Genomic DNA, 16,128 nt, shown 5'->3' with positions numbered 1-16,128 from the left:
TCTATTTCAGCACGGCCAGTATTTCTGTTTCCGTTTTCCGTGTATTTGGCTTACTTCCTACGGATCGGTAAGCGCTGAGTCTGTGTATGACGAATCCACGCTCTTCATAGAGGCCCAAAGTGAATGGTGTCAGGCTATTTGATATCGCAACAGCAGCGCCTTTTCTGTGAGCGTCAACGAGCATATTTGCTAACAGCACGTGGTCGCTTTGGCTGAACGGTTTACCATCGTAACTGACAAAACTAGTTTTGCTTGTTTTGTCATATGGCGGATCACAATAAATCTGATCTCCTTCGCCGGTTGCGGCCAGAGTCTCCTCAAAACCAGCGGTGATCAGTTCAATACCTGAAAGACGAAATGAAAGGTAGTCTATTTTATTGAAGTCAAGCTTCAGTTCTGTATGTTTCCCCCAGGGCACTGAATAGATTCTTTCTGAGTTATAGCGGCACATACCGTTATAGCCCAGGCGATTCAGGGAGTAAAACAAAGCCGCTCTTTGAAGCGGTTGACCAGAAATACAGGTTTTGTTGAAACGGTCCCTCATCTCATAGTAGTCCTTTTCGACAAAGGTTTTATCCGCTAGGTTTTGGACCTGATTTATAAAGTTAGTTTTCTGTCTTTGAATAGTCCTGTATAGGTTGATCAAGTCTGGATTGCTATCTGCAAGCAATGCATTTTGTGCAAACATGTTCAGAAAAACGGCACCACCGCCTATAAAGGGTTCTACCCACCGGCAACTATGATCGTGTGGGTAGTGATGGCTGATGAAAGGCATCAGTTTCGTTTTTCCACCAGCCCATTTGATTATCGGCATGTGTCTGAGATGTCGAGTCAAAGTGTCTATACCTGAGAGAGAAATTTAGGTGCTGGTATCGTACCTAACCACGGGCTTTAACTAATAACTTAGGGAGCAAAAAAAAGTTGTTTAAGACGCACAGTTTTGACTTTCAGCATTGCGGATTTATAAGATTTTTCCTCACTGATACCTGAACTTTATGTTTTGGATTTATGTCTTTGTTTATGAAGCGATTTTGATGCCATCACAAGAAATGGGGAGCCCTCTTTTTTTGTGAAAAATCAGAATAGGCTCAAAAAGTACCTTTTTTGCGAAAAATTATGGATTTTTTTTTCGGTAGTATCCCCGCTACGCAGAAAGTAAGCAGAAAAATGTAACGGAGCCCCTATGAGTGTTTTACTGACAGAACCTACACAGCAAGCTAATGACAAGGTCTTTAAAACGGCCCATGTTGCCTTTTCAGTAGTTACTGGCACAGGTCGTTACGTCACTGGGCTTAAACAGTTCCGTGATGCAAACCCTGAACTTTGTACTGAAGTAAGTGACCAGAAAGCATGGGCTATCCACCCTTCAGTAATTCAGGTCACGCCAGGCTTCAACTCCCGCGAAATGGGAATGGGTGACGATTACTATAAGCTCCCTGAGGTTGAAGAACACATCTACAACATCAAGAATGCCTACATTCGAGGTGACTATGTAGACCCTATCCGAGTACGTGTCATTGATGGGGTACCTTTTGTTCGCCAGGGGCACTGCCGTTTAAAAGCCGCAATGATGGCATGTGATGAAGATCATGACATCACAATCCTTTGCGTTGAGATTAAAGAAGATGAAATTGGCTGTGAGCTCGCGACCATTGATGGTAACCGTGGTCTTGCGCTTTCTCCTGTTGCGCTTGGCGAGTCCTATCGTCGCCTACATTCTCTTGCTGGCTGGTCACTCGAACGAATTGCTCAACGTGAAAATAAAAGCCCGACGACCATCAGTTCTCTTATCCGCCTGACAACCTGTTCTGTTGTTATCAAGAAATGGATTCATGCTGACGCTATTTCGTATGTTAACGTGCTTTCACTGATCGATGAGCTCGGTGAAACAGAAGCAATTTCACGTATCAAGAAGATGATCGCGGAACTTGAGCAGGCCGATGCGAATGGCATCACGGTGAAAAAAACCCAACATGGTCAGGTACGAGTCAGACCTTCAGACTTCAAGCCAGCACGGATTCCGCCGGTTATTGCCACAAAAGCCGTAGAAGGCGTCAAACTCATCACCACCAGCTTATTACAGAAACTGGGGGATATTGAATTGCCGGAGATGACAGATTCAAGTGCTGACGAAGAAATCAACATTACGTTGAACCGCAGTACTCTGGAGATGCTGAGAAATCTTTCAAAAGAGATCACAGAATCAGAGAACAAGCAGCTTCGCCGTGCGGAGAATCGTCAGGCAAAACTTAATGGTGAGAAGCCAAAATACCCACGTAAAAAAAATGCTAAGAAGGCAGGGGAAGAGACCGATCAGGATACTGACCCACAGCCGGACGCAGAATAATTTACTTTTGGCAAAGTGTTGGTTTTGTCAGAGTCATTAAGGATTCAGGCTTTTTGCCCGCCTTTTTTAAACCTCCATGTATCGTTCTTGCCCCGTTTATGCGGGGCTTTTTTTTTGCTTCTTTCTATGAGTTGACATCTTTAAGTTTTATTCAGAGACATAAAAAACTTTTTCGTGTCACTGAACCTATTAGGTTACAGAGCGACGTTGCTATCCTGGTAAAAGTTTTTTCTAAAGGACCGGTAAAATGTCATCTCTTGATTCTGAAGCTAAACCCGATAATGCAGGTCACAGCGTACTGGCTTTAACAACCTCTCATAGCCTGGTGGTTAGCTCTTCTGAAACATTTCTTCCAGATATGCGCAAAGAGCTCGGCATTATCGCGGATCTTGTTGAGTCCTATAATGATGAACTCTGCTTGTTGAAACACATGGCTGTCCAGTTCAAAACCCACAATCACCAGAAACTTTATTCTTATCTCTCAGGCTACAACCACAGTATCTCTGAAGCGGATGCCTTGTTCGCGGAAAACGCTCTGAGATCTGAATACTGGAAACGCGTTATGGCACTCACTGATGTTTTGCCTATCATGTCGGATGCCAAACGTAACGAATGGGATAAGCAGTTTACGGCCGACCGCTATATTATGCCGCCTCAGGTGATCCCTGATTTCACAGCTGACGCTGTAGTAGGCACAGTCGTTGCTTTGCTTAATGACCGCAATCAATTTATTAAAGAAAGGGTTTACGACGTCTTCCAGTCTCTGAGCCGCAGTCATAAGACAAACAAAGCTTTTGGGTTCTCCACCCGCATGATCACTACCGGAGTTTGCGAGCCGTCTAAATACCCCTGGCAGAAATTAAGGGTGGATTTTAAAGAGTCTGGCATTTCACCACTGAGCGAGCTCCGCGTTATATGCGCATTCTTCCGTGGCGAACAGGTGAAGGCGATCCATAACACCAAATCATTGGTTGAGGCGTTGGTCGAACATGAGGGGTTCAGAAAATGGATCTGCATCGATGGCAACAGTATTCGTTTCAGGGTTTACAAAAATGGATCAATGCATATTGACGTCCACCCTGATATCGCCGAGCGGCTTAACAATATTTTATCAGCTATCGTACCGCTGGCATTACCTGCCGACCGCATGGCTCATAGCAAGAAATCTTTGGAGGCATTCCCTGTACTTAAGCAGTGCATCGACTTTGATACCCGGATGCAGCTTTCTGAACTAATGTTTAAAAATGACGGGGACAATAAATGGAGTTGCTGGACATCTTTAGGGTCTCTCGCCGAACGCAAATCTTCGAGTGTTGCCGCTGACACCCTTCGGTTCTTAGGGGCAACAGTAACAAAATACGATGTGACATTTTCCTATGATCCGTGTGAGGTTATTCGTTACATCGGCCAGATAGGGGAGATGCCTGATATTGTATCGCATCAGTTTTACCCTTCATCTTGCCGAATCAGCGAATATGTATATTCCCTGCTCGGTGCAGGGGAAGGGGATACCCTCCTGGAGCCTAATATTGGCCATGCGGATTTGCTTAAATCATTCCCTGCCGGTGTGATCGTTACTGGCATCGAGCTTGATACTTTGAATTGCCTTATCTCCCGGGCTAAGGGATACGATACGACAGAAGCTGACTTCCTCACATGGTCTAAGTCTAATCAACAGAAGAAGTTTGATTATGTCGTGATGAACCCACCTTTTGCCGATAACCGGGCCAGGCTGCATCTCCAGGCAGCTGCATCTCATCTCGCAGCCGGGGGATCTCTAGCAGCCGTTCTTCCATTATCTCTTCAGGGGCTCGATAACCTTCTGGGGGAAGAATTCCGGACGGAATGGATGGACGTTTTTGAGAACGAGTTTGAAAACACGACCGTTTCGGTTCGCATCCTGTACGCCGAACGTATTCAACAAGAGGAAGTCCTATGAGCAACCAACCCACCAGCCTGCCAGAAGAAGATATTGAGTTTGTTATGGATACCTTTCAGAGGAGCATGGGTAAATCCAAACCTGTCAGGGATACTCAAATAGAGGGCGAGAAACCGCAAAGTAAAGAGTCCGCAAACTCAACTGAAAACCCCGGTTATGAAGAATTCTTTTAATTACGCTCATGATATCCTGGTGCAGTTATTTAGAATGATATTTGAGGGATGGGGGACATTGTGATTAAAAGGCGTAACATTCGACGATCAGTTTATGGATTGCTTATTGTTCTTATCGCCGGAAATGTGTGGTTAGGCCTTAGAGCTGATAAAATTCATAAAGTGCGTTATCAGGATTTCTGGTCACCGGCAACTGTGATTAAAGTAACTGTAATGCCTTCAACGAATGAAATCCAGCTCAGTGGTAAAATCCCTAAATCGGTAAGAGTTTCAAACAATTATGTTGAGTACTCGTTACCGGGCACACTCTCGGACAAGACCATTTACCGAAGCGTGTTAGAAGATGAGATGCTCACTTTGCTTAATGCTGGAGGTCAACTTGAAGTTAAATACACTCTGGACAAGCAGACAAATCGAACTAAGGTATGCACTAAGTGCTTACGGGTGATTAAAGATATTAACCATCAATATTCAGCCACTGAGGTAAAGCATGGGCAGTCCTAAATTTGAAATTGCTGAGCAAATTAAAATGTGGATCGTTGTTTATCTAGTTTGCTTTTTAGCACTTTACTGTGTGTTAAGCGCTCTACATGCGCTTTATGATCCGCTAAATTTACCTGCCCTGACGTGGCCTATCAGCTGGTTCGTGGTGCCTGAAATGACAAGTTTTGGCAGTGCATTATTAGCTTTTGTCCTAACGCCAGGCCTTTGCTCTATAATTGCTGTTTTATTCGGTAAGTCTACCTTTAAAAAAGCTAAAACAAAAATATAGAGTTAATTAGATTGGTGGCTCAGGTTTATAAAACCTCTCACTAGAGAGGTTTATTTATTATTTTTGACTGAGATTAACAGCGTTTTCCATAAATGTATCAATAACAACCGTAAGAGACTGGCTGGTACCATGGCTATACTCAGGCCAAGGTAAAAAAGGATATGAAGAATACGCCATCAACATGATACTGGTTGGGCAACGCCAGTCCGTTGGAACACCTTTACTGTAATGGACAATCATAGCCGGGCGACTACAATCAATATCTCCAGCGTTTTTATCGAGTACGAAAGTAGCCAGAACGCCGGTGTCCTTCTGGGATACGAAAACAAGGCTGTCAGTAAAAATAAAGGCCATTAAGGAAGAGGCCAGGAAAGCGCCAGTAAATAAGGACTTCTTCTCTTTCCAAACGCGTCGAGCATATAACCCCATTAGCGCTACCGCTGAAACCATTCCGGACCACTGAGCACCCAAAGAAAAATCTGTTACTGTTTTAGATGTCATACTTTCATTAATAGTAATCATTGCGACAATGAATGGTGATGCAATTCCAAGTGTTGCTAGGACTATCAGCGATATTTCAGACCGGTTTTCTTTAGCGGATCCTTTACTTATTGCAGACATTGCTCTGAACATAACGAATGTACTGTTGAGCATCAGAAAACAGCATAAGAGCATGTATAACATTGGGTTTCCTCAACCTAGAAGTGATGGTTACCCTGTTATTTTACATAAATTTGACTCAACAGATGCTTTTAAAATCTCGCTTCCTTGAATTTAAAAACATATCAGCACAATTGGCAAACATAAAGGAGCAGCGTCTATCAAAAGTTACTTTTATGATTGGTTGAATACTCATTTTGAAGGCTAAAATCCAAAAAAGTGGGTACAAAAAGTTACTTTTGCGTCATCCAGATGCACTGCCGCCATTTTGCATTCTGTACGTTGGTTGCTTTCTCACTTGATGTCTCTTTTAACAGGCAAATTATCACTTTATCCGACCGGACCTTGTAGGCTGAATCCGTAGAATAAGGCTATAACCTATTCCCGGAGCATCATATGCGTAAAACTCTAATTGGCTGCATGGTTGCAACTGCCCTTGCTACTGTATCTTCGGCACATGCTCAGGTATTTAGCTACTCATTTACAGATACCAATAAGGCTGTTCGGAATATTAAGCCTGCAACACAAACATATCTTAATCCCGCTGGTGTTTTGACTCTGAACTTGATATCGGGTCTTGATCGGTACGAGCGAGTGACGGTCACACGAGACAGCGATAAAAAGGTTATGTATTCCTCCGTCTCGACCAAAACGAGCGTTGCAGATCGTATCGTTGCTGCCGATGGAACAGAATACTATGGAAAGGATATGGTTCTACCGGCGCTCGGAGAAGGGACCTTTACTGTAGTCAATGAAACTCTGGATATTCGCCAGACTGTAGTGAGCACATCTACTTATCATTTCATCGTTGATACAACTCCTCCACGCTATAAGAGTATTTATCCGAGTCAAAACGCAGGTTACGACATGGTACTTTCTGGGCCACTTTGGGAGTTGGGCCGAGGCGGTAGTGGCCAGTTTTCTATATTTGCAGACGGTATTGAGGATGCTAGTGGAATTGCCAAGATCCGTCTTGTCATTAAACGAAGTAATGGTTCTGTGGTCTCCGACAATAACCTGAGTTATGACACAGCCAATAAACGTGCGTTCTATCCGTGGATTAAAGATATGAACACCCAGGCTGGCATGCCCTCAAGTGATCTTGATGAAGAATTCACCTTCAATTTCATCGTTACGGACCTGGCAGGAAATACGCTTAACATTCCTCCCCAGCGGTTTTTATATGACGATCAAATGGGAGAATTTACGCCATTTGCAGTTCATGACTCACGTGTAAGCACCAGTGTTGTACCCGGCATTTCTTCGGGATACGTCCCGTTTAAACGAGGCCTTACAGTGCTGGAAAACCCCTACAAGTTGGTTATACGTATCCCAAGAACTAACTGGAAGCCATATCGAAATGGTGGCATGAGCATTACCAATAACTATGGCGGAGTACAGGTCCTTTCCGAAGATGCCACCTATGTCTACGTGGAAGTTAAGCTGCCACAGGGTGCCTTAGATGGAAACTACTATAGACCTGTGAATACATATCAATGGTCTGGAGGAGATCTTGGTCAGTATGCCAGCTGGCTCAACTGGGATCCTGCCTCTGTAAAGAGTCCGGCTTGGGGAAGTTCACCCATAGAACGACAAAAGGCTGATGGAACATGGTTCAACAGCGTAAACTGGAACCTGTTCAAGGCATCTGATATGCCTATAAAACTTACTAATATCCGGTTCAATGTACAGGCTAGGCCATATGATCAAAAAATCACTGGCGGAGCAACATGCAGTATTCCAGCTGGCTCAACAACCTGTACCGTCTCTTTGCCCCAGGATATTATAAATGGCACTACCGGCTATCTTCATAGTGGCTATGAAGTAAGGTCAACCACCGAAGCAACCTTCTTTGCCCCTATATGGGAGAATATAGCCTGGCATACACTGGGTCCCTCCGTCACTGGATTTGATTACATTGAAACCACCAACATTCTCCAGGTTTACGTGAATCAACCTGGAGATGGTTCATATTTCGACCATGTTTATGTAAATCGAGTTTGGTTGTCAGATAAAAACCGTAACAACGCAGAAATAAGCGTAACCGGCAAACAAACAGGTAGAAATATGGCGTCTGGGAACTACACGTATGAGTTCAACATGAAAGAGGTACCAGAAGGCAGTTATAACGTGGTAATTAATGCCCAAGATACATTCAACAATACCGGTAACCTCCCTTATCAAACTGTTGTCGTTGATAATACAGCACCATCTGTAAGTATTAGCTACGAAGGAAAACCGATCAGCAAAAACGTAACAGTATATGGGCTGGAGAACGTCCGTATACAGCTCACCGATGCTCTAACTAAACCATCCTTAAGCCGTATGACTCTTCGCGGTGGCCCTGTTTCTGATGCGGTGGAATTGTCTTGGGTGAATCTGGGAAACAACCTGTATGCACCTAATTATCCCAAGATCTTTCCGTCTCTTAATGAAGGCGAAACATACACTCTCACAGTTCAGGCCAAAGATGAGATGAACAACGTTAAAGAAAGCTCAGTCGAATTTAACTACCTTCCAAACAATCTCGTCAGGCTAGAGAATCTGAAAACCTTAGCTGTCAATGCTTCTCTCAAAACATCTGACAATACTCCTCTGGCTGTTCTGTATGCCAGCCAGCTGCGTAAAAAGGATGGTTCAATCGCTACAGGGCTTCAGGACGCAGTGCTTACTGTCCGTAAGGACGCTGCATTCGGCGTGACTGTAAATGGTGTTTCTGCGATGCCAGGTGAAAGCAAAGAGCTTCAACTGGATTTGGGGCTCGGGGACAGCCGTAGCTTTCCTATTTTCCCTGCTGTATCCGGCCTTACAGGCAGATCTGAGTTCATGATTAACATTGAAGAATTAAAATAAAGCAGGGCTGTTTTGCTGAAGCACAACGGCCGTCTTCTGATGCGCCGTAGCCCATGTTGTTGCAAATCAGTCCGACGTTCATTGCGTAAGTAACGCTTACTGCGGACCATGGTAGTGATTAGACTCACTACCATGGTCATTTCACCACATATCTTCTCTGCATTGCTCTTGTTGGGCAGACTAGTAACTCGTCACTAAATTGCAGCTTTTGTCTTGCTAAGTCGCTGGTATAACTGCACTACGAAATCGTCAAAAGATTTTATCCCTCATGTAGATCCAATAAATGATCCCAAAGGTGCCAGAGAGTACAAAGAAGATCCCGGTACGCTGTAGGCCGCATGGTTACTGGGCTGGAGCATTGTCACTGACAACAGTAGCGACATAAGTGACAACGGGAGTGACTTAAAAGACAATGGTAGAGACTATTTCGACGTTGGTAATGATTTTAAGTGACAATGGTAGTGAGGTTAGACTTAAACTTCCACTGTAAGGTAAGGTGACTCGCATTATTTAAATAAATTATTACTTTCAATTACTTGCGACACGAGTCTGCATGTATGCTTCTATTTCTCAAAAATTTATCCACCGAAAATGCCTGTGGCTGTGATTTAGCTTTGACGACAGTTTTTATCAGGGAGGCAAGTTGAGACCTGTATAAGAACTAAGCATTTATTTATCCCCATTTTCCACAAGGTAGTTCCAATAATTAGTACCTTAGTGTTCCTGATAGATCAAAAGAGATCCCCGCTGCCTCCAGGCCAGACGGCACAAGGCCTGAGACGTGATCAGTGACAACAGTAGTGATTATTTTGACATTGGTAGTGATTATTATAACGTTGGTAATGAGTTTTTTGACATCAGTAGTGATCAGAGCGACAATAGTAGTGACTTTTCATTAGATCTTTTTAACTTGATCTGATCCGTTGTTGATAAGAGTTGCAGGTCATTGTATGCAAAGAGTTTTTGCCAAGTTTTAATGAGTGGAGTCGTTTTTTTAGGTAGAACTTATGCACAGATATGGATCATCACAATGATCCATCCAGTGACATAGAGTTCGCTGGGGCTTACTATTCACCAATCTGTTTACACATTCAGTGATAACTTATTATGACTAAAGAGAAAGATACTGAGCAGCAGGACCTGGTCACCAGGGCTTTCTCTGTTAGAGAGAAAGAATCAGGTAAAGACATCATTTTGCGTCCTAACAGCAACCGTACGGTGCAGTCTATTGCTTTGATGCGGCTCGGGCTGTTCGTCCCATCACCAAAGAGTGTGGGGCGTCAAAATCGGGAATATAAAACGGTTGGCTTTGACGCAACGAAAGAGTTACAGACGCTCTCTTTAATGGAGAGCGAGGGGTTCACCAATATTTCAATTGTCGGTGAGCGTCTTGATATGTCAGTAGATTTTAAGACGTGGATGGGCATCATTCGAACCTATGCCAATCATCCGATTAACAATGACACGATAAGCTTAAAATTCACTGAATTCCTCAAGCTATGTACGCCTGAAAATTATCGCTCATCTACAGCGTCCAGAAAACGTATAGACGCCTCCTTACGCAGGTTAGCATCCGTTACCTTGTCGTTCACCAGTAATAACTCGTCCAAAGTCTATACAACGCATCTGGTACAGTCTGCCCTGTTAGACCCGGAATCAGATCAGGTTGTCCTTCAGGTTGATCCTAAGATTTTCGAGCTCTATCAATACGATCATAAGGTTTTGATGCAGCTGAAGGCAATTAAGGAGTTGGCCAAGAAGGAAAGCGCCCAGGCTCTCTATACGTTCATAGAGTCATTACCGCCAAATCCTATACCGATATCCCTTACTCGGCTGAAAAATCGTCTGAACCTCAAAACACGAGCAAATAGTCAGAATGCTACCGTGAGAAAGGCTCTTGAAGAGTTGGCATCGATAGGATACCTCCAGTACACCGAAATTAAGAAAGACGGAAAAGTATACTTCCAGATTCATAAGCGGGATCCCGATCTGAATTTGAACAATACTCAGCCTCCTTTAGAAGTGGTTGAAGATGAAGAAGAGAACTCAGGGTCTTCTGTTTTAGAAGGTGAGTTATGCCCACCAGCTGACCCGATAGACGGCGATGATGTTCTTACCGTCCATGATTTAACCGCTGAAGAACTGCGCTATATTCGTAGTCTTCGAAGCCAGAAAAAGAACAGCAACGCCAGCTAAAGTTAACCCGGCGGTTCAGGCTCCGGGTGCTAAATTACTTCTTCGATTTTCGTTAGTCCCAGCCCGCTCTTTCACGTCAACGGTAATGAGTCAAAAGTCATTACCGTTGTCATTGTTCTCTACCACCCTATGTAGATCGAGATTGCGAATTCAACGCTTTCTCCTGAGTCACCTGTTAACACCCGGTTTCTACGCTTTACTTCATTGGCCAGTACATCCAACGGAAAATATCGTAACGGGGTGACAATGGCAGTGAGTTGACCCACTCACTACCATCGACATTCAAATCCCGGCTTCTCTGGTAGCTATAGTGACAATGGTAATGATGTGTACCTTACTGGCATTGTCATTGTCCTCCGAGTGTGCGTTCAGCTTTGGGAGGACACCGGAACTTAATGCGGCGAGTCACGGCCATTGTGAATCTCGATTGGATTGGCGAATACGGCTTCCGGTTGGGCCAGATGTCAATGGTTATGCTTCATCCAGCTCATTACTGTAGTCATTGCCGTTCAGCTGAGCTGATGCTCCTCTCATTCTATGTGGCGACAACGGTAGTGAGCCCAGAAAGTGACTACCGTTGTCATGGCCGTCCAGTAGAGCGGGTCAACCTCTTAAATCACAGGGTGACAACGGTATTGAGCCCAGAAAGTCACTACCGTTGTCATGGACGTCTGGTTAAGCGGATCTACCTCTCAATTCACAGGGTGACAATGGTAGTGAGCCCAGCAAGTCACTACCGTTGTCATAGTCGTCCCGTTGAGCAGATCAACCTCTTAACTTACAGGATGACAACGGTAGTGAGCCTATTAAGTCATTACCGTTGTCATTGCCATCCAGAAGAGCGGATGATCCTCTCAATTCATACGGCGACAATGGCACTGAGCCCAGCAAGTCACTTCCGTTGTCATAGCCTTCCAGAAGAGCAGATGAGCCTCTTAATTAACAGGGTGACAACGGTAGTGAGCTCATTAAGTCATTACTATTGTCATGGCCGTACAGCTGAGCTGATCATCCTCTCAATTCACACGCCGACAATGGTAGTGAGCTATTAAAGTCACTACCATTGTCATAGACGTCCAGTTAAGTGGACCATCCTCTCAATACACACGGTGACAACGGTAGTGAGCCATTAGAATCACTACCGTTGTCATTGCTTTTCAGGTGCACTGATAAGGCTCTCAATAGACACGACGACAATGGCAGTGAGCAATTAGAGTCACTTCCGTTGTCATTGCTTTCAGCTGAGCTGATAAGGTACGTCATTTACACGATGACAATGGCAGTGAGCCAATCGAGTCACTACCGTTGTTAATGCCGACCAACCGAGGGAAGGGTCCGCTCAAAGAACTGAGTGACAACAGTAGTGAGATCATCCAATCACTACCATTGTCAGCTTAAACCTGTAGGACGAAGAGGCTTGTCCGATAAAATGACGACAATGGAAATGAGCCTATCCATCACTACCACTGTCATTAAAGTCCAGCGGTTCAACGTTAATCAGTAGCTCCGGATGACAATGGTTGTGAGTCAGGCAATTCCCAAGCATTAAGTGACAGCAGCGTAACACCTCTAAGCTCACTCCTGTTGTCAGGGGTTAGGGTATTGAGTCTCTACCGTCGTCAGTGTTTCTGAGACACCAGTATTGCAGATCACTACAATTGTCACTTAAGTATCGACGGGGGAATAGATGCAAGTGACTGGCTAACCAGTACCAGTTTAGATTCAAAACGATCCCATCTTTGTGGATGCACTTGAGTAAGCTCGTATGACGATATGTCAGAGAAGTGACAACGGGAGTGAGTTGCCGGACTCACTACCGTTGTCATCCCCGGTTGAAGGAAGAGGATCCCCGGGGCTGTATATTTACCGGGTATCCTTACTCAAGGGTTTCGACACTCACTCCCATTGTCGTAATCAACGAGTGTGCATTGTCTTTTAAAAGCATCGCTGGAAACGTACGATTAAAGTAACTTTTCTTTCGGTTCTTCCTTGCGAATCTCTGAAGACGTACTGGCTGATCGGAGTCAAGGAGGGCAGTAAAATTGAAGCCGTCAGTTTTACTGTCGGCTCCGGGTAGTTACTTCAACTCGTCGATCTGAATCATGAATTCTGAGGTGCCAACTTTCCCATTTTCGGAAGGATAAACGGGTAACAGAAGATTATCCCCCTGGCCCATATCTATTTGCACCTCAACTGACTCACCTGGAGCCGCCTGTGCCCCGTTAAATTTAATACCGAAGGCTGCATCCTTCCGCACAGTCAGCGTTGCGTTCTGGACCCCTTTAGCAATTTCTCCATTTGTCTTACGCAGAACGTTAGTGGACAGGTACGCAAGGGGTACGCCATCTGTCGTTTTGAGAGGCGAACTGACCGATAATGTGCGTAGATTATGTAACTGCACAAGGTTATTCGGTAGATAACTGAACTTCTGAGTATAGGTTTTGGTATTCGACTGACTATCGGCAACTGTTACGCTAATTGAATAATTTTCAGATGGTTCGAAATTTGGGAACAGCCTCGGATACTCAGGCATGTATGTATCTTTGCCTGCCGGTGACCACGTAAGCTCAACGTTATCAGCTGTGGGGCCACCTACGAGCTGAAGACGGGTTATCCTCGGGGTTGTCAGATTATCTGCCAGAGCGATCCTGAGGTTCTCCAGGCCGTACACTACCGTATCGTCTTTTACCGGCTTTCCGTCGAATGTTATGGCCACTGTCGGAGGAGTGTTATCCAGAGCAATTTCTCCGAAAGTTTTATTGGTCTGGTTCTGGAAGAAGTCCCTGATGTTGACCTCAACGTTGTATTTTCCTTCAGACTGACGGGATAAATCATAAGCAATCGTGTAGTTACCTGAGATACGAGATTTGATTACGCCTGTGGGTGACATCCGGGTACCGGTGTTCTTATCGGAAAGATAAAATTCCCTCAATGAGACCGAGTCGAACCAGTTACCATCGCCTTCAAGTGACGCCAGTACATCCAGCTGCTTGTTAGTCTCGTCATATGATATCGAGTTTATTACCGGCAGTTGTTTATTGTTCCAGCGTGTCATAATCCATTGCTCAGACCGCAAAATGGGATTGCTGATGCTGCGAACGAAGTAAAGGATCCTATTGTAGCCCTGGGTACCCAAGGCCATATCAAACGTCTCAGGCGCTTCACACGAGGTTTTTCCTGCCGGAATGGTGCAGGTCGCCTTACCGCCGATCTCTTGTGCAAAGGGCCGGGCTTCAACGTTAAAACGAAGTCGGGAAATTTTAATTGGCAGTCGTGATGAAGCCACACTCTCAAAATCCTTCCACTTAACCCAGTTCCCCTTATCATCGAGGAAATCTACCCAGGTACCCGCAAATGCAGGCGTTTGGTTTGCAGATGGGTTTAGAACGAGGCTGTATGACGGATAATACCCTCCCCACTGGCCAAAGTTCGCCATACGAGCCATATCCCCATTAATTGAGCCATAGGGAAGAGTCATTTCAACATAAGCATAAGTGCTGTCTACAGCTATCTCTTTGGGGGCGGAATATTGATTGATGAACTGAAGCCCACCTTCTGAATAAGCACGGTAGTTAGATTTTGGGATCCGGTAGACTAATCGAATAGGGTTTTCGTTAACGACCATACCGGCTTTGTAAGCCGGATAATTAGAAACCCCGGGTACGACGCTGGAAGACGTATTTGGATCATGAACGGCCCACAGTGTCATCTCACCCAGCGTGTTGTCGTAGCGAAATTTTTGAGTTGGCAGCGTTCGGCTATTACCTGCGTTATCGAAGATAACAACTTTTGCAGTAAAGTCTTCATCCAGGTTGCTGTCTGGTATTCCGGTTCCCTTAACTGAATTCTTAGAGTAAGTGTGGTACATCTTTTGGCCGGATACGTCATACTGCATCTGTGTAGTGCTGTAGAGGCTACCGTCCTGCCTGTAAATATATATTAGGCCCTTATCAATACCATTTGCATCACTTACGCCCGAAGAGGTGAAGTCATACTGCCCCGTTGCCTCTAATCCAAGCTTCCACACGTCACCAGCGGTAGAGCCAGAACCAGTATTAGCGGTAAGAGCATTTGCCGCTGGAGGGGTGACATCAATTAGCCAGTTATAGTTATAGGTCGCTACAGGCTTCTGATTGAGATCTAACACGTTTATCTGAACGACAAATTTGCCTTCACCCAAAGCAGGCAAAGTTACTTTTTTGCCGTAGAACTCACTACCGTCAGCAGCTGTTAGTCGGTCTGATACACCCGTCCGTGTAGTCGTAGTATTAAGAATGACAGTTCCAGTGTCTTTCGTGACTTTGACATTAACGAAACGATCAAGACCTGAAATAAGTGTCAAAGTTACCGGTGATGCCGGATTAAGCATAAGACGAGAAGACGGGGCGTGGATCTCAATACCGTTCGTGTCTTTAAAGGCCGATTCATATATCTGAGCTGGGGCCTGAACAGACATACCGAGTCCGGCTACAGCAGTAATAAAAGCGAGATGTTTCATTCTTATTCCCCTTTAGGTTTGGTGTTATTTTAAGCTTTTCCTAAAGGTCACTATGTTCGTAAAAGTATAAAAAACTTCTCCATATGGTGCTCGAAATTACAAATCTATAATTTGCCTTTCGACAAACCTTATTGTGCGTTCAGGACGGAAATCTTTCTTTTTGGAATTACATCTGACATTTCTGTGGTGTCCAAACTGGCAACGATTGCAAAACTTATAACATTAGCCTGAAACTATCGGCATCCACATATCGCATTAGCTGCGCGTCGTAGCTGTTCTGGAATGTCATTCCACATTCCCGCACCACTTCTGTCTTTGTTAGTGAGCAAGTCTTCAATAGCAGATGAAGCCATGTTAAGCAGGTCAGCCGAAACTAAAGGCATCGGCGGGGCGGTATAGAGGATTCGACGTCTTCCGCGTCTGTCTGGATCGTATTTATCATAAAAAGCTTTGTTCACATCTTCCCAGTGCCACTGAAGTTGCCCGGTTGCGTCATGGTGGCAAAACTCGCACTGATAAACAGGCGCAATCGACATAACTGCCTTTCCAATACGTGCCAGTACAGCAACTTCGTCAGCTCTGAGACTCATTGCTTCGCTTGGGTTACTACCCTCGGCAAATTCCAAAATTTGTTCAATACGTTCTGGTGTGAAAGTGGTCATAGGCTTTGAAAACATATTTTTCCAGTTG

Annotated in this window: 11 protein-coding genes; 7 read left to right on the top strand and 4 right to left on the bottom strand. The window is 44.7% G+C overall.

The window, feature by feature from the left end:
• Window position 1: 1 nt before the first annotated feature.
• Window positions 2-814, bottom strand: coding sequence for a DNA adenine methylase (locus ACLJRH_RS21930; protein WP_001121574.1), 813 nt, complete (start codon window positions 812-814; stop codon window positions 2-4).
• 369 nt (window positions 815-1,183) lie between these two features.
• Between ACLJRH_RS21930 and ACLJRH_RS21925 the strand changes: the two genes are divergently transcribed.
• From ACLJRH_RS21925 to ACLJRH_RS21905, 5 genes are all read left to right on the top strand, one after another.
• Window positions 1,184-2,347 carry a hypothetical protein gene (locus ACLJRH_RS21925; RefSeq protein ID WP_000114860.1) on the top strand — a complete coding sequence of 388 codons (1,164 nt, stop codon included), beginning with the start codon at window positions 1,184-1,186 and terminating at the stop codon, window positions 2,345-2,347.
• 247 nt (window positions 2,348-2,594) lie between these two features.
• Window positions 2,595-4,286: a DUF4942 domain-containing protein gene (locus ACLJRH_RS21920; protein ID WP_000096325.1), complete on the top strand. Its 1,692-nt coding sequence runs from the start codon at window positions 2,595-2,597 to the stop codon at window positions 4,284-4,286.
• Window positions 4,283-4,459 (top strand): hypothetical protein, encoded by a 177-nt coding sequence (locus ACLJRH_RS21915; RefSeq protein ID WP_000070862.1) that lies wholly within the window; start codon window positions 4,283-4,285, stop codon window positions 4,457-4,459. The genes ACLJRH_RS21920 and ACLJRH_RS21915 overlap by 4 nt, the downstream gene beginning before the upstream one ends.
• Before the next feature lie 60 nt (window positions 4,460-4,519).
• Complete coding sequence (locus ACLJRH_RS21910; protein WP_001805248.1) at window positions 4,520-4,963, top strand: hypothetical protein; 444 nt, start codon at window positions 4,520-4,522, stop codon at window positions 4,961-4,963.
• Window positions 4,950-5,231 carry a hypothetical protein gene (locus ACLJRH_RS21905; protein WP_000535423.1) on the top strand — a complete coding sequence of 94 codons (282 nt, stop codon included), beginning with the start codon at window positions 4,950-4,952 and terminating at the stop codon, window positions 5,229-5,231. Before ACLJRH_RS21910 ends, ACLJRH_RS21905 begins: the two co-directional genes overlap by 14 nt.
• A gap of 57 nt (window positions 5,232-5,288) precedes the next feature.
• Here the strand turns inward: ACLJRH_RS21905 and ACLJRH_RS21900 are convergent, their stop codons facing one another.
• Window positions 5,289-5,915: a hypothetical protein gene (locus ACLJRH_RS21900; RefSeq protein WP_000966518.1), complete on the bottom strand. Its 627-nt coding sequence runs from the start codon at window positions 5,913-5,915 to the stop codon at window positions 5,289-5,291.
• 372 nt (window positions 5,916-6,287) lie between these two features.
• Between ACLJRH_RS21900 and ACLJRH_RS21895 the strand changes: the two genes are divergently transcribed.
• Window positions 6,288-8,744 carry an Ig-like domain-containing protein gene (locus tag ACLJRH_RS21895; RefSeq protein WP_001232713.1) on the top strand — a complete coding sequence of 819 codons (2,457 nt, stop codon included), beginning with the start codon at window positions 6,288-6,290 and terminating at the stop codon, window positions 8,742-8,744.
• A 1,107-nt stretch (window positions 8,745-9,851) separates the two neighbouring features.
• Window positions 9,852-10,940: an IncHI-type plasmid replication initiator protein RepHI2 gene (gene repHI2, locus ACLJRH_RS21890; protein ID WP_000159528.1), complete on the top strand. Its 1,089-nt coding sequence runs from the start codon at window positions 9,852-9,854 to the stop codon at window positions 10,938-10,940.
• Between the two features lie 2,077 nt (window positions 10,941-13,017).
• On the opposite strand, the gene ACLJRH_RS21885 is transcribed toward repHI2, so the two are convergent.
• Entirely contained in the window at window positions 13,018-15,438 is a 2,421-nt protein-coding gene (locus tag ACLJRH_RS21885; protein ID WP_000681217.1) for an Ig-like domain-containing protein, read from the bottom strand.
• A 233-nt stretch (window positions 15,439-15,671) separates the two neighbouring features.
• A complete protein-coding gene (locus ACLJRH_RS21880) occupies window positions 15,672-16,115 on the bottom strand; it encodes a hypothetical protein (RefSeq protein WP_000491821.1) in 444 nt (147 codons plus the stop codon).
• Window positions 16,116-16,128: the final 13 nt, after the last annotated feature.

It is taken from the genome of Salmonella sp. SAL04162 (genome assembly GCF_046551535.1).
GTDB lineage: Bacteria > Pseudomonadota > Gammaproteobacteria > Enterobacterales > Enterobacteriaceae > Salmonella > Salmonella enterica.
This window is presented reverse-complemented; position numbering and strand designations above follow the sequence as displayed.